Origin of the sequence: Serratia sp. MYb239 (genome assembly GCF_002966855.1) — a bacterium.
GTDB classification, from domain to species: domain Bacteria; phylum Pseudomonadota; class Gammaproteobacteria; order Enterobacterales; family Enterobacteriaceae; genus Serratia_B; species Serratia_B rhizosphaerae.
The window spans coordinates 1,932,191-1,953,468 of sequence record NZ_CP023268.1 but is presented as its reverse complement, the minus strand read 5'-3'; the positions used below and the strand labels follow the sequence as shown (position 1 = coordinate 1,953,468).

Here is a 21,278-nt window from a genome sequence, read left to right as displayed (position 1 = left end):
TCAATACTACTCGAATATTCAATCCGCGCCAATCCGAAACGGATTCAGTTATAATGCGCCTATCATCCGCAAGTACAATAGATATGAATAAATTCCCTGTTAAAAAACACCAAGTTAAACGATTCAGCCGACCGAATAGCGCCAAACGCCCCGTCCCGCCGGGGCCGCGCCGGGTTGTGTTATTCAACAAACCCTTCGATGTGCTGCCACAGTTCACCGATGAGGCCGGCCGCAGCACGCTGAAGGAATTTATTCCCTTTAATGACGTCTACGCCGCCGGGCGCCTGGACCGCGACAGCGAAGGGCTGCTGGTGCTGACCAACGACGGCAAACTGCAGGCGCAGCTCACCCAACCGGGCAAGCGCACCGGCAAAGTCTATTACGTCCAGGTAGAAGGCTCTCCGCAGGAGAGCGATCTGGCGCAGTTGCGCAGCGGCGTAACGCTGAAGGACGGTCCCACCCTGCCCGCCGGCGTCGAGCGGGTGGCGGAGCCCGCGTGGCTGTGGCCGCGTACGCCGCCGATCCGCGAACGCAAAAGCATCCCCACCAGCTGGTTGAAAATTACGCTGTATGAAGGGCGAAATCGTCAGGTGCGTCGCATGACGGCGCATATCGGGTTCCCTACCCTGCGTCTGATTCGCTACAGTATGGGGAATCTTTCATTAGGCGATTTACAACCTGGTGAATGGAAAACCACGGATTCACCGTAGCCAATCGGAGAGTTGCGCCATGAAAACGTTAGGTACCCTGCTATTAACCACGCTGCTGTTAACCACGCTGCTGTGCGCCGCCGGCGCGCAGGCCGCCAGTTTTGATTGCCGCAAAGCGGCCTCAAAGGATGAACAGGCGATTTGCGCCAGCCGTTCGCTGAGCGATAAAGACGTTGAAATGGCCACCAAATATCAGTTTCTGCGCGGCCTGTTCGCCATGGGTTTTCGCGGCGAAATGCAGGATCGGCAAAACAGCTGGCTGGCAAAACGTAAACAGTGCGGCAGCGACGTCAGCTGTCTGAGCAACAGCTACCGGCAGCGCATCGGCGAGCTGGACGCGATTTACAACAAAATCGACCGACCGCTGTAAGGAGACACCATGTTCAAACCGCACGTTACCGTCGCCAACGTGGTGCACGCCGCCGGCAAGTTTTTAATCGTCGAAGAAACCGTGAACCACAAGGCGCTGTGGAACCAGCCCGCCGGCCACCTGGAGGCCGAAGAGACGCTGCTGCAGGCCGCCGAACGCGAACTGTGGGAAGAGACCGGCATCCGCGCCGCGCCGCAGTCGTTTCTGAAAATGCACCAGTGGATCGCGCCGGACGGCACGCCGTTCCTGCGCTTTTGCTTCGTCGTCGAACTGCCAGCCATCGTGCCTACCGCGCCGCAGGACAGCGATATCGACCGCTGCCTGTGGCTCAGCGCCGACGAGATTCTGCACGCCCCCAACCTGCGCTCACCGCTGGTGGCGGAGAGCCTGCGCTGCTACCGGCAGCCCGAGCGCTACCCGCTTTCGTTGATCGGCAGTTTTAACTGGCCGTACTGAAGCACAATAAGTGCCGTGCGCGCAGGCCGCCATCGTGTTAAAATCCTGCGCCTGTTTTTTTATCAGCACGGTTCGTGTTCAAGTTCGTGAGATCCCCATGTCAGACAACAGCCAGAAAAAAGTAATCGTCGGAATGTCCGGCGGCGTCGACTCTTCCGTTACCGCCTATCTGTTACAGCAAGAGGGCTACCAGGTCGCTGGGCTGTTTATGAAGAACTGGGAGGAAGACGACGACGAAGAGTATTGCTCCGCAGCGACCGATCTGGCCGATGCCCAGGCGGTATGCGACAAACTCGGCATTGAGCTGCATACGGTCAACTTCGCGGCGGAATACTGGGACAACGTATTCGAGCTGTTCCTGGAAGAGTACAAGGCCGGCCGCACGCCGAACCCGGACATCCTGTGCAATAAAGAAATCAAGTTTAAAGCCTTCCTGGAGTTCGCCGCCGAAGATCTGGGCGCCGACTATATCGCTACCGGCCACTATGTGCGTCGCCAGGACGTTGACGGTAAGAGCCGTCTGCTGCGCGGCGTCGACGGCAACAAAGACCAGAGCTATTTCCTGTATACCCTGAGCCATGAGCAGGTGGCGCAAAGCCTGTTCCCGGTCGGCGAGCTGGAAAAGCCGGAGGTGCGCCGCATCGCCGAACAGCTGGAGCTGGTCACCGCCAAGAAAAAAGACTCCACCGGCATCTGCTTTATCGGCGAACGTAAGTTCCGCGACTTCCTCGGCCGCTATCTGCCGGCGCAGCCCGGCCCGATTATGACCGTCGACGGTCAGACCATCGGCCAGCATCAGGGGCTGATGTACCACACGCTGGGCCAGCGTAAAGGGCTCGGCATCGGCGGCATGAAAGACAGCAGCGAAGATCCGTGGTACGTGGTCGACAAAGACGTCGCCAACAACGTACTGATCGTCGCCCAGGGTCACGACCATCCGCGCCTGATGTCGCTTGGTCTGATCGCCCAACAGCTGCACTGGGTCGATCGCCAACCGCTGACCGCCCCGCTGCGCTGTACGGTGAAAACCCGCTACCGCCAGCAGGATCTGCCGTGCACCATCACGCCGATCGACGATCAACGCATCGAAGTGCGCTTTGACGAACCGGTCGCGGCGGTGACGCCCGGCCAGTCGGCGGTGTTCTACCAGGGTGAAATCTGCCTGGGCGGCGGCATTATCGAACAACGCCTGCCGCTCGAGGAAGGTTAAGCCGCGGTATAGCCGGCACCCGGCCCGGCGCGCCGGTAATGCGCGCTGGGTTTAGCCCGCGTTTTATGGCATGATTTGCAACATTCACGATCATTATCGTTACCGGCGCGGGCAAAGGTTATCGTTTTGCCGTCACGCAGCCTGTCACCGTAAGCCATGTACCGTATACAGGAGTATTCGTGGCGAAGAATTATTATGACATCACGTTGGCCATGGCCGGAATCAGCCAGTCAGCGCGTTTGGTTCAGCAGCTCGCGCATGAAGGGCAATGCGACCGCGACGCGTTGCACACCTCGCTCAGCAGCCTGCTGCAGATGAACCCCTCCTCTACGCTGGCGGTATTCGGCGGCGAAGAACGTAATCTGAAAGTCGGTCTGGAAACGCTGATGGGCGTACTGAACGCCAATAATAAAGGCCCCGGCGCCGAACTGACCCGCTACACCATCAGCCTGATGGTGCTGGAACGCAAGCTCAACGCCAACAAACAGGCGATGAATACCCTCGGCGAACGCCTTGAACAGCTGGAGCGTCAGCTGGCGCATTTCGAGCTGGAATCCGACACCATTATCAGCGCCCTGGCCGGCATCTATGTCGACGTGGTCAGCCCGCTGGGGCCGCGCATTCAGGTCACCGGTTCACCGGCCATTTTACAAAACAGCCAGGTGCAGGCCAAAGTGCGCGCCACGCTGCTGGCCGGCATCCGCGCCGCCGTGCTGTGGCAACAGGTCGGCGGCAGCCGCCTGCAGTTAATGTTTTCCCGTAATCGTCTGTTCACACAGGCGCAAAATATCGTTGCTCATTGTTAATTTTCCCAGGAGTTGCTACCGATGGAATTATCCTCACTGACCGCCGTTTCCCCCGTTGACGGACGCTACGGTGATAAAGTCAGCGCACTGCGCACCATTTTCAGCGAATTCGGCCTGCTGAAATTCCGCGTACAGGTTGAAGTACGTTGGCTGCAAAAACTGGCGGCCTGCGCAGAAATCAAGGAAGTTCCTGCTTTTGACGCCGACGCAAACGCTTTCCTCGACAAGATCGTTGCAGAATTCAGCGAAGAAGACGCTCAGCGCATCAAAACCATCGAACGCACCACCAACCACGATGTGAAGGCGGTCGAATATTTTCTCAAGGAAAAAGTGGCGGCGGTGCCGGCCCTGCATGCGGTGTCCGAGTTTATCCACTTCGCCTGTACCTCCGAAGATATCAATAACCTGTCCCACGCGCTGATGCTGAGCACCGCCCGCCAGGATGTGGTGCTGCCTTACTGGCGTCAGACTATCGACGCCATCGCCAAGCTGGCGCAGGAATACCGCGATATTCCGCTGCTGTCCCGCACCCACGGCCAGCCGGCCACGCCGTCTACCGTAGGCAAAGAGCTGGCCAACGTGGCTTACCGCATGGAGCGTCAGTACCGCCAGCTGGAGCGCGTCGAGATCCTCGGTAAAATCAACGGCGCCGTCGGCAACTATAACGCCCACATCGTCGCCTACCCGGAAGTGGACTGGCACCGCTTCAGCGAAGAGTTCGTCACCTCGCTGGGCATTACCTGGAACCCGTACACCACCCAGATCGAACCGCACGACTACATTGCCGAACTGTTCGACTGCATCGCCCGCTTCAACACTATCCTGATCGACTTCGATCGCGATATCTGGGGCTACATCGCGCTGAACCACTTCAAGCAGAAGACCATCGCCGGCGAGATCGGCTCATCTACCATGCCGCACAAGGTCAACCCGATTGACTTCGAAAACTCCGAAGGCAACCTGGGCCTGGCTAACGCCGTGCTGGGCCATCTGGCGAGCAAACTGCCGGTGTCCCGCTGGCAGCGCGACCTGACCGACTCCACCGTACTGCGCAACCTGGGCGTGGGCATCGGCTATGCGCTAATCGCCTATCAGTCCACCCTGAAGGGCATCAGCAAGCTGGAAGTGAACCAGGCGCACCTGCTGGATGAGCTGGACCACAACTGGGAAGTGCTGGCCGAGCCGATCCAGACCGTGATGCGCCGCTACGGTATTGAAAAACCGTATGAGAAGCTGAAAGAGCTGACCCGCGGCAAACGCGTGGACGCCGCCGGTATGCAGGCGTTTATCGACGGCCTGGCGCTGCCGGAAGACGAGAAAACCCGTCTGAAAGCAATGACGCCGGCCAACTATATCGGCCGCGCCACCACCATGGTGGACGAACTGAAATAATCCTGCGCCCGTACGCAGCCAGGCGGCCTCCGGGCCGCCTTTTTTATCGCCCCGCCGTCGCCACGTTCTATCCGTTTAAGTTTGGTTAAGCTTCACCCCACCGTCGTTGAGTCAACGTTTACCGGTCGCTGCCGATAATTAAGCCGCAATCCGGGAAAACCGTGCTTAATTGCGTGATACCTATATAATTTGGGTGATTGGAGCCGCACCCGCGCGAAAACAGGAGATTATCGATGCGAATACTGGTGGTTGAAGATAATGGTCTGCTGCGTCATCACCTTTCGGTACAGATGCGCGAGATGGGACATCAGGTCGACGCGGCGGAAGACAGCAAAGAAGCAGATTATTTTCTGCAGGAACACGCGCCGGATATCGCCATTGTCGACCTCGGCCTGCCGGGTGAGGACGGACTGGCGCTGATCCGCCGCTGGCGCGCCCATCAGGTCAAACTGCCGATTCTGGTGCTGACCGCCCGCGAAAGCTGGCAGGACAAAGTGGCGGTGCTGGAAGCCGGCGCCGACGACTATGTCACCAAACCTTTCCATCTGGAAGAGGTGATCGCCCGCATGCAGGCCTTGATGCGCCGCAACAGCGGCCTTGCCTCACAGGTCATCGTGCTGCCGCCCTTCCAGATCGATCTGTCGCGCCGCGAACTGTGCGTTAACGAGCAGCAGATCAAATTGACGGCGTTCGAATACACCATTATCGAAACGCTGATCCGCAACGCCGGCAAGGTGGTGAGCAAAGATCTGCTGATGCTGCAGCTCTATCCCGACGCCGAGCTGCGCGAAAGCCACACTATCGACGTGCTGATGGGCCGTCTGCGTAAAAAGCTCCAGGCCGAGCATCCGCAGGAAGTGATCACCACGGTGCGTGGCCAGGGATACCGCTTCGACATTAAGTGAGTGTTATGTTCAACAGGGATAAAAAGCCGTTCTCGCTGCGCGCCCGCTTTCTGATGGCGACCGCCGGCGTCATTTTGGCGCTGTCGCTCTCCTACGGGCTGGTGGCGGTAGTCGGCTACATTGTCAGTTTCGACAAAACCGCCTTCCGTCTGCTGCGCAGCGAAAGCAATCTGTTTTTCAGCCTGGCCCAGTGGAAGGACCAAAAACTCACCATCGCCATTCCGCCCGATATCGATCTTAACTCCCCGACGCTGGTGTTTATCTATGATGAGCACGGCCATCTGCTGTGGAGCCAGCGCAAGATGCCCGAGCTGGAAAGGCTGATCGATAAAAAATGGCTGAAAGATGCCGGGTTTTATGAAATCGACACCGACACCCGCATCAGCAGCGAAGTACTGGGCGACAACCCCAAAGCGCAGGATCAGCTGAAAGACTATGACGCGTCCGACCAAAATGCGCTAACCCACTCGGTGGCGGTCAATACCTATGCCGCCACCGCGCGCCTGCCGGCGCTGACCATTGTGGTGGTCGACTCCATTCCGCAGGAACTGCAGCGCTCGGATGTGGTGTGGGAGTGGTTCAGCTATGTGCTGCTGGCCAATCTGCTGTTGGTGGTGCCGCTGCTGTGGTTGGCAGCCTACTGGAGCCTGCGGCCGATAAAAACGCTGATCCATCAGGTCGGCGATCTGGAAAACGGCGAACGCGATCAGCTGGATGAAAATCCCCCCAGTGAACTGCGCGGCCTGGTGCGCAACCTGAACATTCTGTTACGCAACGAACGCCAGCGTTACACCAAGTACCGCACCACGCTGTCCGATTTGACCCACAGCCTGAAGACGCCGCTGGCGGTGCTGCAGACCACGCTGCGCTCGCTGCGTTCCGGCAAGCAGACCACCATTGAAGAAGCGGAGCCGATCATGCTCGAACAGATCGGCCGCATCTCGCAGCAGATTGGTTATTACCTGCACCGCGCCAGTATCAACTCCGGGCAGACGGTGCTGACGCGGGAGATCCACTCGGTGCCGGCGCTGCTCGACAGCCTGAGCCTGGCGCTGAACAAGGTGTACCAGCGTAAGGGCGTGGTGATTACGCTGGATATTTCGCCGGAGGTCACCTTTATCGGCGAGAAAAACGACTTTATGGAAGTAATGGGCAACGTGCTGGAAAACGCCTGTAAATACTGTCTGGAGTTTGTTGAGGTCACCACCCTGCACTCCGATGAACACCTGACCCTTATGGTGGATGATGACGGCCCCGGCATCCCGCAGAGCAAGCGCACGCTGATTTTTCAACGCGGCCAGCGCGTCGACACCCTGAGCCCCGGCCAGGGGCTGGGCCTGTCGGTGGCGGCGGAAATTATCGAACAGTACGACGGGGAGATCACTATTGCCGACAGCCCGCTCGGCGGCGCGCGCATGATGGTTACTTTTGCCCGCCAGTACGATACGCATGGCGAATAATCCCGCACACCGGCGCGCCACGCGCCGGATCTCTGCCGACAATGCTGCAGCTTCAGCGGCGAAGAGTATATAATCCTCTACAGGCACACTCCTCTCCTGGAATACAACATGGATTATCAATTAGATCTGGACTGGCGCGATTTTCTGCAGCGTTATTGGCAAAAGCGTCCGGTGATTCTCAAGCGCGGCTTTAAAAACTTTATCGATCCGATCTCTCCGGACGAACTGGCCGGGCTGGCAATGGAAAATGAGGTAGACAGCCGAGTCGTCAGCCATCAGGACGGGCGCTGGCAGGTGGCGCACGGGCCTTTCGAAAGCTATGACCACCTGGGTGAAAACAACTGGTCGCTGCTGGTGCAGGCGGTGGACCACTGGCACGAGCCATCCTCCGCGCTGATGCGCCCGTTCCGCCAACTGCCGGACTGGCGCATGGACGATCTGATGATCTCCTTCTCGGTGCCGGGCGGCGGCGTAGGGCCGCACCTTGACCAATATGACGTATTTATCATTCAGGGCACCGGCCGCCGCCGCTGGCGCGTCGGGGAAAAAGTGCCGATGAAGCAGCACTGTCCGCATCCGGACCTGCTGCAGGTAGAGCCGTTCGACGCCATTATCGACGAAGAGATGGAGCCGGGCGATATTCTCTATATTCCGCCGGGCTTCCCGCATGAAGGCTACGCGTTGGAAAACGCGCTTAACTATTCGGTTGGTTTCCGTGCGCCCAACGGCCGGGAGCTGATCAGCGGCTTCGCCGATTACGTACTGGCGCGCGAACTGGGCAGCAAACGCTATGGCGACCCCGATATTCAGCTGCGCGAGCACCCGGCCGAGGTACTGCCGCAGGAAGTGGACGCGCTGCGCGCGATGATGCTGGATCTGGTACAGCAGCCGGAGCACTTCCAGCACTGGTTCGGCGAGTTTATTTCTCAGTCGCGCCACGAGCTCGACGTCGCACCGCCGGAGCCGCCATATCAGGCCGGTGAAATCTACGAGCTGCTGCAACAGGGTGAAGCGTTGCAGCGTCTGGGCGGCCTGCGCGTATTACGCGTCGGCGATCGGTGTTTCGTCAACGGGGAGCTGATTGATACCGAACATCTGCAGGCTGCCGATGCTCTGTGCCAGCACTTCAGCGTCGATGCCGAGCTGCTGGGCGATGCGGTCGACGATCCGTCCTTCCTCGCCCTGCTGACCGCGCTGATCAACAACGGCTATTGGTATTTTAACGACTGACGCCGCCTGTAGGCTCATTTATCAGCCCCCGATTCCGGGGGCTTTTTTTCGCCGGCAGCCTAGCCCAGCACGGCGGTAAACGCATGAATATCAAAGTTCATCGCCACGCTCTCCGACCGCGCAATCTCCCGCACCGCGGCGCTGAACCGTTCGATATACGCCTGCCCGCCCTCTTCTTCGATATAGCGCGTCACGTAGCTGGTGGATAAAAAGAACAGCGCCACCTCTTCCGGCGTCAGGAAAATGATATTGGCGAACACCTCGCGTCGGGCCTGCTGCAGGTGGCGGCAGCCCTGCATTATTTCCAGCGTGTCATCGTACTGCGTCAGCCGGGGATCGCGGTAACGCGCCCAGTTGGTCACCAGTTCCCGCTCGATAAAATCACGCAGCGGCCCGTACGCCAGCGGAAAATCATATTTGTACGCGCAGAACAGCCCGCCGGGATTCAGCCACGCCGGCAATTTCATCAGCACCGCCTTGCGATCCATCCAATAAAACGACGTGGCGCTGGTGATAAGGTCAAAACGGCGGGCAGGCGCAAAATCTTCCGCAGCACAGACGCTGAAAGTCAGCGCCGGGTAGTTCTGCCGCGCCTTCTCGATCAGCGCCGCACCGATATCGCAGCCTTCCACCTGCTGAAACAGCCCCTGCAGACGCACCGTAGAAACACCGTTGCCGCAGCCGATATCAAGCGCAGCGTTATGCGCCGGCGCTCTGGCCGCCAACGACGCATACAACGCATCGGGATAGCTAATCTTGCTGCGCACCGCGTTATAAGCCTGCGCATGGGTATTAAACTGCTGCATTCCGTGTTCCCCTATATTTTTCCGAACAGTCGACGTCAGCCGTATTACACGGAGTCAGCCCGTGCCAGCGCGCGATAGCCTTCCAGCTCGGCCTGCGGCATGCCGGCCGTCTGCGCCGCGGCGCAAATCTGCTGCCAGGTATTGGCATCAATCGGGATACCATCCTGCAGGCGCAGCGCACGGTTCATCTCTTCCCACTCGCCCGGCACCTGAATCGGCTCGTCGCCGCTTTCCGGCGAAGCCTTCACCCAGTCAACAAAGGCTTCAGCCTCAGCCTGCATTGCCGGCGCTTCAAAGGCGTCCGGGTTGAGAATAATGGTGGTCATGCCGTTGATGATCGCGTCGTTGGTTACCTGCAGCGTATCATCATGGGTGGTTTGTCCGCCGGACAGCGCGCCGCCCAGAATTTCGCACAGCGTCGCCAACGCATAGCCCTTATGAGCGCCGAACGGCAGCAGAGAACCAAACGGCGCTTCATGCATTACCTTTGGTTCGTTGGTCGGCCGGCCCTGCTCATCGATCAGATAGCCGGGCGCTACCGTCAGGCCTTTGTTGTACGCAACGCGCGTTTTGCCGTAAGCAATGCCGCTGGTGGCAAAGTCCAGCAACAGCGGCGCCTGGCCAGGACGAGGAAAAATCATGCAGAAAGGGTTGGTGCCGAAGCGGCGGTCGCTGCCGCCAAACGGCGCCACCATAGGATCGCCCATCACATTGACGAAATGGATAGAAACAAAGCCGGCACGCGCGCACTGCTCCGCCCAGTGGCCGATGCGGCCGATATGGTGGGCATTGTGCAGCGCCACGGCGGCAATTCCCAGCTGGCGCGCCCGTTCAATACCGAGCTCCATCGCTTCGCTGGCGACCACCTGACCAAATCCTTTGCCGCCGTCCAGCGTCAGCACCGCGCCGGCATCCTTCACCACCCTGACATGGGTATTCAGCTGCAGATGCCCCTGCGCCAGCGATGACATATAGCGCGGGATCATGCCGACGCCGTGCGAATCATGCCCGGCCAGATTGGCCTGCACCAGGTGTTCCGCCACCAGCTCAGCCTCACGGGCGGAACTGCCGGTATGGCGCCAGATCGCCTGAACAAACCGCCCTAATCCCTGGCTGCCGATACGATACTCAGAACTCATGCCGCAAATCTCCTTGTGCAAAATGTTACTCAACCCTAGGCACAAAAATTAATTGCGGCAAGTTAACAACTCATCAACCTTTGGCGCGTTCCGCCGTCAGGGTCGCGATACGCATAATCACCGCCACCGCCTGCTCCATCCCCTCCAGTGTAATAAATTCGTGTTTGCTGTGGAAATTGTAGCCGCCGGTAAACAGATTGGGGCATGGCAGCCCTTTGAAAGAGAGCTGCGCGCCGTCGGTACCGCCGCGGATCGGCTTAATGATGGGCTCAATTCCGCAGTCGCGCATCGCCTGCTGCGCCAGTTCCACCACGTGCGGATGCTCAGCCACCAGCTCGCGCATGTTGTAGTAGCTGTCCTCAATGGTGACGTCGATGTGGCACTCACGCGGCAGCCCTTTGCCCACCAACTCTGCCGCCGCCATCAGTTGACGTTTGCGGGCGGCAAAGCCGTCGCGCTCAAAGTCGCGCAGGATATAGTGCATCTCGGCGCGGTCGACCTGCCCCTTGATGCTGCTCAGATGATAGAAGCCCTGATAATCCGCGGTGTTTTCCGGCGTCTCATCCGCCGGCAGACACTGGTGGAAACGGGTCGCCAGCGTCAGCGCGTTGACCATCACGCCCTTGGCGCTGCCGGGATGCGCATTGTTGCCAACAATCTTCACCAACGCCGAGGCAGCGTTGAAGTTCTCACACTCCAGCTCCCCCACGCCACCGCCGTCAATGGTATAGGCCCAGGCGGCGTCAAAGCTCTCGACGTCAAAATAGCGGGCCCCTTTGCCGACTTCTTCATCGGGCGTAAAGGCGATGCGGATATCCCCGTGCGGAATCTGCTGCTGCCGCAGACGCACCATGGCGGTAATGATTTCCGCAATGCCGGCCTTATCATCCGCCCCGAGCAGCGTTTTGCCGTCGGTGGTGATCAGCGTCTGCCCCAGCAGTTGATGCAACACCGGGAAGCGCACCGGCGACAGCACCTCATCGCCGATGCCCAGCGCAATATCACCACCGCGATAATTCTCCACAATTTGCGGATTCACCTGTTTGCCGCTGACGTCCGGCGAGGTATCAAGATGGGAGATAAATCCGATGGCGGGCACCGGCCAGGCGACATTGGCTGGCAGCGTCGCCGTGACGCAGCCGTGTTCGCTGAGCATCACCTGCGCAAAACCCAGCGCCAGCAGCTCCTGCTGTAACGCGCGCGCCAGTTTCAGCTGCCCGTCCGTACTTGGCACATGTTTAACGTTCGCTTTGGATTGCGTATCAAAGGTGACGTAGTTAAAAAAACGATCGAGTAGTTTATCCATGATGGCGCCCTTCAGATTATCGCAAGTCATTATGCTAAAGCGCCTGGCGGGAAATATTGCGTCAGGTCATTTTTAACCAGAATTAGTGAGAATCATTACCGTCGGTAATGATTTATTGGCGTAATGAATACGTTAAATTGTCGTATAGTGCGGCTATAATGGTAAAAATCAGCGCGTTGCCGGCGGTTCGGCTTTCAATTCACTGCCACAGCGTCTATCATGCGCGCTCTAAAAATTTCGAGCGGCGCCACTGGTTTTGAGCTTTTGTACGGCGGGGTATTTCGCCAGCTCTCGCAGTCTTTTCCAGCGGCGGTTCTATCTGCAAGAGTTCACGGGATAGAGTGACACCATAAATGACTGAGAAATCCTCTCTGAAGCCACTTGTTGAATTGAAAGCGTTAAGCAAAGGATTCGACGGCAAAACCATCATCAGCGATCTTGACCTCACCATTAATCACGGCGAGTTTTTGACGATCCTCGGCCCCTCCGGCTGCGGTAAAACCACCGTGTTGCGCCTGATCGCCGGCCTGGAAGATGTCGACAGCGGCCAGATCGTGCTCGACGGTCTGGATATTACCGACATTCCGGCCGAACACCGCCACGTCAATACCGTCTTCCAGAGCTACGCGCTGTTCCCGCACATGACGGTGTTTGACAACGTCGCCTTCGGCCTGCGGATGCAGAAAACGCCGGCGGCGGAGATTACCCCGCGGGTGGAAGAAGCGCTGCGCATGGTGCAGTTGGAGGCCTTTGCACAGCGGCGTCCCAGCCAGCTGTCCGGCGGCCAGCAGCAGCGCGTCGCCATCGCCCGCGCGGTGGTGAATAAACCCAAGGTTCTGCTGCTGGATGAGTCGCTGTCGGCGCTGGACTATAAGCTGCGCAAACAGATGCAGAACGAGCTGAAGGCGCTGCAGCGCAAGCTCGGCATCACCTTTGTCTTCGTCACCCACGATCAGGAAGAGGCGCTGACCATGTCGGACCGCATCGTGGTGATGCGCGAAGGCCGCATTGAGCAGGACGGCACGCCGCGCGAGATCTACGAAGAGCCGCGCAACCTGTTTGTCGCCAGCTTTATCGGCGAGATTAATATCTTTGACGCCACCGTGCTGCAACGCATCGACGCGCAGCGGGTGCGCGCCAACGTCGAAGGGCGCGAATGCGATATCTACGCCAGCCTGCCGGTCAGCGCCGGCCAGCGCCTGAAAGTGCTGCTGCGGCCGGAGGATCTGCGCGTTGAGGAGATCAACGGCGCCGAGCAGGTCGACGGCCTGATCGGCTATGTGCGCGAACGTAACTACAAGGGAATGACGCTGGACTCGGTCGTCGAGCTGGAAAACGGCAAGATGGTCATGGTCAGCGAATTCTTTAACGAAGACGATCCGGACGTCGACCACTCGCTGAATCAGAAAATGGCGGTGACCTGGGTTGAAAGCTGGGAGGTGGTGCTGGCCGATGAAGACCTCGCGTAAACTGTTCCAGAATGTGGTGATTACCGGGGTAGTCGCCTGGCTGGTGCTGTTCGTGTTTATGCCGAACCTGATGATTATCGGCACCAGCTTCCTGACCCGCGACGACGCCAATCTGATTCAGATGGTGTTCACGCTGGATAACTACACCCGGCTGTTCGATCCGCTGTACGCCGAAGTGCTGCTGCACTCGCTGAATATGGCGGTGATCGCCACCCTGTGCTGCCTGGTGATCGGCTATCCGTTCGCCTTTATTCTGGCGCGCCTGCCGCAGAAGGTGCGGCCGCTGCTGCTGTTTCTGCTGATCGTCCCCTTCTGGACCAACTCGCTGATCCGCATCTACGGCCTGAAGCTGTTCCTCAGCACCCGCGGCTATCTGAACGATTTCCTGCTGTGGCTGGGGGTGATCGACAAACCGTTTCGCATCATGTACACCTCCGAAGCGGTGGTGCTGGGACTGATTTATATTCTGCTGCCGTTTATGGTGATGCCGCTCTACTCCAGCATTGAGAAACTGGATAAATCCTGTCTGGAAGCGGCGCGCGATCTCGGCGCCAGCAAGCTGCAGACCTTTATCCGCATCATCGTGCCGCTGACCATGCCCGGCATTATCGCCGGCTGCCTGCTGGTGATCCTGCCGGCAATGGGGCTGTTCTTCGTTGCGGACCTGATGGGCGGCGCGAAAAACCTGCTGATCGGCAACGTGATCAAGAGCCAGTTCCTGAATATTCGCGACTGGCCGTTTGGCGCTGCTACCAGCATCTGCCTGACGCTGGTCATGGGCCTGATGCTGCTGGTGTACTACCGCGCGGCGAAGCTGCTGAACAAGAAGGTGGAACTGGAATGATCGGACGCCTGCTACGCGGTGGTTTTATGACCATCATTTACGCCTATTTATATATTCCGATCGTGATTCTGATCGTCAACTCGTTCAACGCATCGCGCTTTGGCATCAACTGGCAAGGGTTTACCGTCGACTGGTACTCGACCCTGCTCAACAACGACAGTCTGCTGCAGGCGGCGGGCCACTCGCTGACCATGGCGGTGCTGTCGGCCACCTTCGCCACGCTGATCGGCTCGCTGACCGCGGTGGCGCTGTACCGCTACCGCTTCCGCGGCAAGCCATTCGTCAGCGGTATGCTGTTTGTGGTGATGATGTCGCCGGATATCGTGATGGCGATCTCCCTGCTGGTGCTGTTTATGCTACTGGGCATCTCGCTGGGCTTCTGGTCGCTGCTGTTTTCGCACATCACTTTCTGCCTGCCGTTTGTGGTGGTGACCGTCTACTCGCGGCTGAAAGGCTTCGACGTCAAAATGCTGGAAGCGGCGCGCGACCTCGGCGCTGGCGAGGTGACGATCCTGCGCAAAATCATCCTGCCGCTGGCGATGCCGGCCGTCGCCGCCGGCTGGCTGCTGAGCTTTACCCTGTCGATGGATGATGTGGTGGTGTCTTCGTTCGTCACCGGGCCGAGCTATGAGATCCTGCCGCTGAAGATCTATTCGATGGTCAAGGTCGGCGTCTCGCCGGAGGTCAACGCCCTCGCCACCATTCTGCTGCTGATGTCGCTGGTGCTGGTGCTCGCCAGCCAGCTGATCCTGCGCGATCGCAACGTCAAATAATCGAACGGACACATTCCAATTGTGAATGTGTCCGTTTCTCACCTGCCGTCCCGTTTTCCAGACTAAAAGCCGCTATTTACCAAGGGGATAACCGCCTTTACCCCGCGCCGCCCGCCGCCTATAATGGCCGCTCTCTGGGGTATAGGACCGCCGCGCCGCTATTCGGCCTATACTGTTAAACGCGATAACTGCTGAAGGATACGCTGCATGAAAAAGTGGTCACACCTGCTCGCAGCCGGGATGATGGCACTGAGCATCGGCTCTGCAACCGCCGCCGATGACGGCAAAACCCTCTATTTCTATAACTGGACTGAATATGTGCCGCCGGGCCTGCTCGATCAGTTCACCAAAGAAACGGGGATTAAGGTGATCTATTCCACCTATGAATCCAATGAAAGCATGTACGCCAAGCTGAAGACCTATAAAGACGGCGCGTACGATCTGGTGGTGCCTTCCACCTATTTCATCGCCAAGATGAGTAAGGAAGGCATGCTGCAGAAGATCGACAAGAGCAAGCTCAGCAACTTTAAGGATCTGGATCCCAACCTGCTGAACAAACCGTTCGATCCGAATAACGATTATTCCATCCCGTATATCTGGGGCGCCACCGCCATCGGCGTCAACAGCGACGAGATCGACCCGAAAACCATTACCTCATGGGCCGACCTGTGGAAGCCGGAGTACAAAAGCAGCCTGCTGCTGACCGATGACGCGCGCGAAGTGTTCCAGATGGCGCTGCGGAAACTGGGCTATTCCGGCAACACCACCAATCCGCAAGAGATTGAAGCCGCCTATAACGAGCTGAAAAAGCTGATGCCGAACGTGCTGGCCTTTAACTCCGACAACCCGGGCAACCCGTTTATGGAAGGGGAAGTCAACCTGGGCATGGTGTGGAACGGCTCGGCCTTTGTCGCCCGTCAGGCCGGCACGCCGCTGGAGATTGTCTGGCCGAAGGAAGGCGGTATTTTCTGGATGGACAGCCTGGCGATCCCGGCTAACGCCAAAAACGTCGACGGCGCGCTGAAGCTGATCAACTTCCTGCTGCGGCCGGAAATTGCCGTGCAGGTGGCGAAAACCATCGGTTACCCAACGCCGAATCTGGCCGCGAAAAAACTGCTGCCGCCGGACATTGCCAACGATAAGTCACTGTATCCGGACGAAGCAGTGATCAAAAACGGCGAATGGCAGAACGACGTCGGCGACGCCAGCACGCTGTACGAAACCCAGTTCCAGAAGCTGAAGGCCGGCCGCTAACGCCAGCCTCTGGCTGATTCAGGCCGGGCGCAATGCCCGGTCTTGTTTCCTCCGCTGCCAGCGCTGCAGCGACGCCAACAGGGTTACGGCCGATCGGCGCGTTCAATCTTCCCCATCAGAAATTTATGCACAAAGCGCGGCACCACTTCACTGGCCGGCCCGTAATGCTTCTCGGCAAACTGGCTTTCCACCTGGCTCGGCTCCAGATTCAGTTCCATGGTATGCGCACCGCTCAGCCGCGCCTCATGCACAAACCCGGCCGCCGGATACACATGTCCGGAGGTGCCGATAGCGACGAAGAAATCTGCCCTCTCCAGAGCCTGATAGATATCGTCCATACCGATCGGCATTTCGCCGAACCACACCACGTGCGGGCGCAGCGGCGCCGGGAACTGGCAGCAGTGGCAGCGGTCGTCGACGCTCAGATCGCCGGGCCAGTCAACCACCTGGCCGGACTGCGTGCAGCGCACCTTCAGCAGTTCTCCATGCATATGCACCACCCGGTGGTTGCCGGCGCGCTCGTGCAGATTGTCGATATTTTGCGTAACCAGCAGAAAGTTATCCCCCAGCCACTCTTCCAGACTGGCCAGCGCACGGTGCGCGGCGTTCGGCGCAATATCATCCTGCTGCAGCTGGCGGCGGCGCGCATTGTAAAACGCCTGCACCAGCTCCGGATCGCGTTGGAAACCTTCCGGCGTCGCCACGTCCTCCACCTTGTGCTCTTCCCACAAACCGTCCGCTGCGCGGAAGGTGCGAATGCCGGATTCCGCAGAAATACCTGCCCCGGTCAACACCACCACAAACGGCTTTTTCAACTCCGCCGCCGCCATGGTATCGCGGTGAAAAATCCGCGAACGAAAACGTTGGTGCAGCACATGTTTGCTCTTGCGAAACTGATGCAGCCGATGGCGCGTACGCATAACTACTCCTTATTCAATGATCCGCCAGGTTGAGAAACGCCGCCCCACGCACGCCGCCGGCGTCGCCATAGCGCGCCGGTTCGATCCGCGGCATCTTCGCCACGCGCAACAGGCTGCGCGGCAGACGTGACGGCAGCGCCTGGTAGATCGCTGCAAAATTCGATAATCCCCCGCCAATCACCACCAGATGCGGATCGATGACGGTCAGTAAATTGCCCAGACAAATCGCCAGCAGATCGAGAAAACGCTCAACGTGAGCCTGCGCCTGCGGCTCACCGGCCTGATAATGCGCAATAATTTGCGGCGCAGACAAGCGCTGCTGATAAAAATGCGCGTACAGCCACTCAAATCCGCGGCCTGATATGTAATTTTCAATGCAACCATGATGACCACAGCCGCAGGCAACGCGAGGTATATCACGCCCCAGCACTTCCAGCGCATCAACCGGCAGACGCAAATGCCCGAATTCGCCGGCGATATGATTACGGCCAGACACCACCTTGCCGTCGACGATCAGGCCGCCGCCCACGCCGGTGCCGAGGATCAGCCCGAACACCACCGGATAGCGACGGAACTCCTTATCCCACGCCTCCGACAGCGCGAAGCAGTTGGCGTCGTTTTCCACCCGCACTTCCCGGCCAATCAGAGCCGCCAAATCGCGCGGCAGCGCCTGCCCCATCGCCGCCGGCACGTTGGCGGTAAACAGCGTGCCGTCATCATCGTTAGGCAAACCGGGAATGCCGATACCCACCTGCCCGGCAGCGCCGCAGACGGCGTCCGCCTCCAGCGTCATATCACGCAGCGTCGCCAGCAGTTGGCGATAGTCGTCCCGCGGGGTCGCCACGCGCTTTTGCCAGATGCGTTGCAGGTCGGCGTCGAACACCCCCAGCTCAATTTTGCTGCCGCCCATATCAAAACCGTAGAACATCCGTTACCTCACGTAAAAAAATGGGGCTGCATCACTGCGCCCCATTTTTAACCCGATCACTGACCGCTTAGCACCCGCGCCGGATCGATACAGCTGGCGCGTCGCGCCGGATACCAGCTGGCCAGCAGGCTGAGCACGATCGCGGTCGCCAGCACGATGACGACATCCAGCCAGTGCAGCTCCGACGGTAAGAAGTCGATAAAATAGATATCGCCGGACAAGAATGAATGACCGACCATCTTTTCAATCAGCTTGATGATATTCGTCAGCTGCAGCGAGGCAAAGATGCCGACCACCACGCCGCTCAGGCTGCCCACCAGCCCCGCCAGCAGGCCATACCAGACGAATATCGCCCGGATAAAGCCGTCTTTGGCGCCCAGCGTACGCAACACGGCGATATCGCCGCTCTTGTCCTTCACCGCCATCACCAGCGTGGAAACGATGTTGAAGCAGGCCACGCCGATCACCAGTACCATAGCCAGATACATGATGGCGCGGATCATCTGAATATCGCGGTACATATAGCCGTACTTGCCGATCCAGCTCTTGATATAAACGTAGGCGTTGGTCACCTCGCCGGCGTCGCGCACCAGCTTATTGGCGGCGAACACGTCGTTAACCTTGATGGCGATGCCGGTGACGCTGTCACCCATGTCCAGATAGCGCTGCGCATCGGCCAGCGGCACCATCGCCAGGCTGTGATCCAGCTGGCCGCTGAGCTGCAAAATACCGCTGACATGCAGGCGAATACGCTTCGGCTGCAGCAATTTCATCTGCGGATCGCTGTTGGGGATCATCACCGTAACAGAGGAGCCCTGCTTGACGCCCAGCGCGTCGGCGACGCCTTTACCCAGAATCACCTGCTGTTCGCCGCCCTTGAAGTTGGCCCAGGCGTCGCCCTGCACATACTTCGGCAGCGCGCTGAGCTTCGCTTCCTGCGCCGGGTCGACCCCTTTCAGCTGCACCGCGCGCAGCTGGGCGCCGTTTTCCATCAGGCCGGTGAAATTAATATACGGCGCGGCGGCCAGAATGCCCGGCACCTTTTCCACCCGCTGCATCATCGCCGGCCAGCCGTTAAACGGCTGATTCACCGGCTCGATTTCCCCGTGCGGCACCACCGACAACACGCGGTTCTGCAGCTCGCGCTCAAAGCCATTCATCGCGCTCAGGCCGACGATCAGCACCGCCACGCCCAACGCAATACCGATGGTGGAGATCACCGAAATCAGCGACACCATGCCGCCGCGCCGCCGACCGCGGCTAAAACGCAGCGCCGTCAGCAGTGAGAGAGGCAATGCGCGCATTACTCGGCCCCCAGCAGCGTCAGCTGCGCCTGCAAATGACCGTCGCGCATTTCCAGCTGGCGGTTAAGACGCTTGGCCAGCTGCAGATCGTGGGTCACCACCAGAAACGCGGTGCCCTGACGCACGTTCAGCTCCCCCAGCAGGTCAAAAATGCTGTCGGCGGTGCGGTGATCCAGGTTGCCGGTCGGCTCATCCGCCAGCACCAGCGACGGATTATTCACCAGCGCACGGGCGATCGCCACCCGCTGGCGTTCACCGCCGGACAGTTCTGACGGACGGTGTTTGCTGCGTTTATCCAGCCCGACCGCCGCCAGCATTTCCATCGCTTTCTCCTGCGCCTGCGCCGGCTTAACGCCGCCGATCAGCAGCGGCATCGCCGCGTTTTCCAGCGCGGAAAAGTCCGGCAGCAGGTGGTGAAACTGATAGATAAAGCCCAGCTCGCGGTTACGCAGTTCGGCCTTGGCGGCGGATGACAGTGAATTCATCGCCTGCCCCTTGAATACCACGCTGCCGGAGGTCGGTGAATCCAGCCCGCCCAGCAGGTGCAACAGCGTACTTTTCCCCGAGCCAGAGCTGCCGACAATCGCCATCATCTCGCCGGGCTGCATGGCAAAACTGACATTTCGCAGCACGTCGGTATGCAGATTGCCTTCCTGATAGGTCTTGCACAGGTTGTCACACTGCAACAAAGGATGGTTACTCATAACGTAAAGCCTCAGCGGGTTGAACGGCGGCGGCGCGCCATGAAGGGTACAGCGTGGACAGCAGTGACACCGCCATCGCCGCGACGGCGATGATCGTCACCTGCAGCGGTTCAACCGCCACCGGCAGCGACGCGCCGTCAATCAGCGCGCCAAGCGCCGGCATAATGGTATTCAGGTTCAGCGCCAGCACCACGCCCAGCAGCGTACCGAGCAGCGAGCCGATAATCCCGGCGCTGGCGCCCTGGGTCATAAACACCGCCATAATCTGGCGGCGCGTCAGCCCCTGGGTTTGCAAGATGGCCACTTCGCCCTGCTTTTCCATCACCAGCAGGCCGAGGGAGGTAATGATATTAAAGGCGGCAACCGCCACGATCAGGCTCAGCAGCAGCCCCATCATGTTCTTTTCCATGCGCACCGCCTGGAACAGCTCGCCTTTGCGATCGCGCCAGTCTTTCCAGCTTGCGCCCTGCGGCAACGCCTGCTGGCTCAGGCTGTCGACCGCCAGCGGCTGCTGCAGGAACAGGCGCCAGCCGGTGATATTGCCTGCCGGGTAGCGCATCACACGCGAAGCGTCCTGCTGATTGACCAGCAGTTGGTATTCGTCCACATCGCTGTTGGCATGGAAGGTGCCGGCCACGGTAAACACGCGCTGGCTGGGAATGCGCCCCATCGGGGTAAACTGGCTGGCGCTCGGCACCATCAGACGCAGCCTGTCGCCGCGTTTGACGCCCAATTTGCCGGCCAGCACTTCGCCCAGAATGACGTTGTACCCGCCAGGCTGCAGCGCCTGCTGTTTGACATTAACCAGAAACGGCGTCAGTGGATCGGCTTCGTCCGGGTTGACGCCAAGCATCACCCCGACCGCCACGTTGCGCGGGCTTTGCAGCACCACGTCGCCGGTGGTCAGCGGCGCCACGCGAGTCACGCCGCGCAGCCCCTGCACCGCAGAGGCCGGCAGATGTTGAGGATTGACCGACCCGCTCGGAGTGGTGACCAGCGCTTGCGGCATCAGGCCCAGAATGTTGTTTTCCAGGTCTCTTTCAAAGCCGTTCATCACCGATAACACGGTGACCAGCGCCATCACCCCCAGCGTAATGCCGATCGTGGAAAGCCAGGAGACAAACCGGCCAAAGCGGTCTGAAGCCCGCCCGCGCATGTAGCGCAGGCCAATGAATAACGCGACAGGTTGATACATGAAATCCGTTTTGTGGCCGTAGCTTAAGCAAAGTGATCATGGATAATAAAGGCTCCGCGCCGATTAGGGAACCGTTCGGCGGCTTTTATTCTGCCAG

Annotated in this window: 21 protein-coding genes; 13 read left to right on the top strand and 8 right to left on the bottom strand. The window is 59.2% G+C overall.

Going from position 1 to position 21,278, the window contains the following annotated elements; translation table 11 throughout:
- Positions 1-83 precede the first annotated feature (83 nt).
- The 9 genes from rluE to CLM71_RS09315 all read left to right on the top strand — a co-directional run bounded on the left by rluE (position 84) and on the right by CLM71_RS09315 (position 8,539).
- On the top strand, positions 84-710 hold the full coding sequence (rluE, locus tag CLM71_RS09355; RefSeq protein ID WP_105233284.1) for a 23S rRNA pseudouridine(2457) synthase RluE: 627 nt from the start codon (positions 84-86) through the stop codon (positions 708-710).
- Between the two features lie 19 nt (positions 711-729).
- The gene (locus CLM71_RS09350; protein WP_105230770.1) at positions 730-1,080 is read left to right on the top strand and encodes a lysozyme inhibitor LprI family protein; all 351 of its coding nucleotides are present in this window, start codon (positions 730-732) and stop codon (positions 1,078-1,080) included.
- A 9-nt stretch (positions 1,081-1,089) separates the two neighbouring features.
- Complete coding sequence (locus tag CLM71_RS09345) at positions 1,090-1,536, top strand: NUDIX hydrolase (protein WP_105230769.1); 447 nt, start codon at positions 1,090-1,092, stop codon at positions 1,534-1,536.
- A 97-nt stretch (positions 1,537-1,633) separates the two neighbouring features.
- Positions 1,634-2,746, top strand: a complete 1,113-nt coding sequence (gene mnmA / locus CLM71_RS09340; protein ID WP_105233280.1) for a tRNA 2-thiouridine(34) synthase MnmA — start codon at positions 1,634-1,636, stop codon at positions 2,744-2,746.
- A gap of 179 nt (positions 2,747-2,925) precedes the next feature.
- Positions 2,926-3,552 carry a high frequency lysogenization protein HflD gene (gene hflD / locus CLM71_RS09335; RefSeq protein WP_105230768.1) on the top strand — a complete coding sequence of 209 codons (627 nt, stop codon included), beginning with the start codon at positions 2,926-2,928 and terminating at the stop codon, positions 3,550-3,552.
- A gap of 21 nt (positions 3,553-3,573) precedes the next feature.
- A complete protein-coding gene (gene purB, locus CLM71_RS09330) occupies positions 3,574-4,944 on the top strand; it encodes an adenylosuccinate lyase (RefSeq protein ID WP_105230767.1) in 1,371 nt (456 codons plus the stop codon).
- Between the two features lie 233 nt (positions 4,945-5,177).
- Entirely contained in the window at positions 5,178-5,849 is a 672-nt protein-coding gene (gene phoP, locus CLM71_RS09325) for a two-component system response regulator PhoP (RefSeq protein WP_015671991.1), read from the top strand.
- Positions 5,850-5,854: 5 nt separating this feature from the next.
- Entirely contained in the window at positions 5,855-7,309 is a 1,455-nt protein-coding gene (gene phoQ / locus CLM71_RS09320; protein ID WP_105230766.1) for a two-component system sensor histidine kinase PhoQ, read from the top strand.
- 108 nt (positions 7,310-7,417) lie between these two features.
- Positions 7,418-8,539, top strand: a complete 1,122-nt coding sequence (locus tag CLM71_RS09315; RefSeq protein ID WP_105230765.1) for a cupin domain-containing protein — start codon at positions 7,418-7,420, stop codon at positions 8,537-8,539.
- A gap of 59 nt (positions 8,540-8,598) precedes the next feature.
- Here the strand turns inward: CLM71_RS09315 and CLM71_RS09310 are convergent, their stop codons facing one another.
- The 3 genes from CLM71_RS09310 to pepT form a co-directional block, all read right to left on the bottom strand.
- Entirely contained in the window at positions 8,599-9,345 is a 747-nt protein-coding gene (locus tag CLM71_RS09310; protein ID WP_105230764.1) for a trans-aconitate 2-methyltransferase, read from the bottom strand.
- Positions 9,346-9,389: 44 nt separating this feature from the next.
- Positions 9,390-10,484: a malate/lactate/ureidoglycolate dehydrogenase gene (locus tag CLM71_RS09305; protein ID WP_105230763.1), complete on the bottom strand. Its 1,095-nt coding sequence runs from the start codon at positions 10,482-10,484 to the stop codon at positions 9,390-9,392.
- Between the two features lie 73 nt (positions 10,485-10,557).
- Positions 10,558-11,790: a peptidase T gene (gene pepT, locus CLM71_RS09300; protein ID WP_105233278.1), complete on the bottom strand. Its 1,233-nt coding sequence runs from the start codon at positions 11,788-11,790 to the stop codon at positions 10,558-10,560.
- 353 nt (positions 11,791-12,143) lie between these two features.
- Between pepT and potA the strand changes: the two genes are divergently transcribed.
- From potA to potD, 4 genes are all read left to right on the top strand, one after another.
- Positions 12,144-13,259 carry a spermidine/putrescine ABC transporter ATP-binding protein PotA gene (gene potA / locus CLM71_RS09295; protein WP_105230762.1) on the top strand — a complete coding sequence of 372 codons (1,116 nt, stop codon included), beginning with the start codon at positions 12,144-12,146 and terminating at the stop codon, positions 13,257-13,259.
- Positions 13,243-14,103: a spermidine/putrescine ABC transporter permease PotB gene (gene potB, locus CLM71_RS09290; RefSeq protein WP_105230761.1), complete on the top strand. Its 861-nt coding sequence runs from the start codon at positions 13,243-13,245 to the stop codon at positions 14,101-14,103. Before potA ends, potB begins: the two co-directional genes overlap by 17 nt.
- The gene (gene potC, locus CLM71_RS09285) at positions 14,100-14,876 is read left to right on the top strand and encodes a spermidine/putrescine ABC transporter permease PotC (protein WP_105230760.1); all 777 of its coding nucleotides are present in this window, start codon (positions 14,100-14,102) and stop codon (positions 14,874-14,876) included. The genes potB and potC overlap by 4 nt, the downstream gene beginning before the upstream one ends.
- A gap of 207 nt (positions 14,877-15,083) precedes the next feature.
- Positions 15,084-16,130 carry a spermidine/putrescine ABC transporter substrate-binding protein PotD gene (gene potD / locus CLM71_RS09280; RefSeq protein ID WP_105230759.1) on the top strand — a complete coding sequence of 349 codons (1,047 nt, stop codon included), beginning with the start codon at positions 15,084-15,086 and terminating at the stop codon, positions 16,128-16,130.
- An 83-nt stretch (positions 16,131-16,213) separates the two neighbouring features.
- Here potD and cobB read toward each other — a convergent pair whose 3' ends face one another.
- Genes cobB through lolC form a run of 5 tightly spaced genes read right to left on the bottom strand, consistent with a single transcriptional unit; the run spans position 16,214 to position 21,181 of the window.
- On the bottom strand, positions 16,214-17,050 hold the full coding sequence (gene cobB / locus CLM71_RS09275; protein ID WP_105230758.1) for a Sir2 family NAD+-dependent deacetylase: 837 nt from the start codon (positions 17,048-17,050) through the stop codon (positions 16,214-16,216).
- 13 nt (positions 17,051-17,063) lie between these two features.
- The gene (gene nagK, locus CLM71_RS09270; RefSeq protein WP_105230757.1) at positions 17,064-17,978 is read right to left on the bottom strand and encodes an N-acetylglucosamine kinase; all 915 of its coding nucleotides are present in this window, start codon (positions 17,976-17,978) and stop codon (positions 17,064-17,066) included.
- A 56-nt stretch (positions 17,979-18,034) separates the two neighbouring features.
- Entirely contained in the window at positions 18,035-19,282 is a 1,248-nt protein-coding gene (lolE, locus tag CLM71_RS09265) for a lipoprotein-releasing ABC transporter permease subunit LolE (RefSeq protein WP_105230756.1), read from the bottom strand.
- Positions 19,282-19,986: a lipoprotein-releasing ABC transporter ATP-binding protein LolD gene (lolD, locus tag CLM71_RS09260; RefSeq protein ID WP_105230755.1), complete on the bottom strand. Its 705-nt coding sequence runs from the start codon at positions 19,984-19,986 to the stop codon at positions 19,282-19,284. The genes lolE and lolD overlap by 1 nt, the downstream gene beginning before the upstream one ends.
- Positions 19,979-21,181 (bottom strand): lipoprotein-releasing ABC transporter permease subunit LolC, encoded by a 1,203-nt coding sequence (gene lolC, locus CLM71_RS09255; RefSeq protein WP_105230754.1) that lies wholly within the window; start codon positions 21,179-21,181, stop codon positions 19,979-19,981. Before lolC ends, lolD begins: the two co-directional genes overlap by 8 nt.
- Positions 21,182-21,278: the final 97 nt, after the last annotated feature.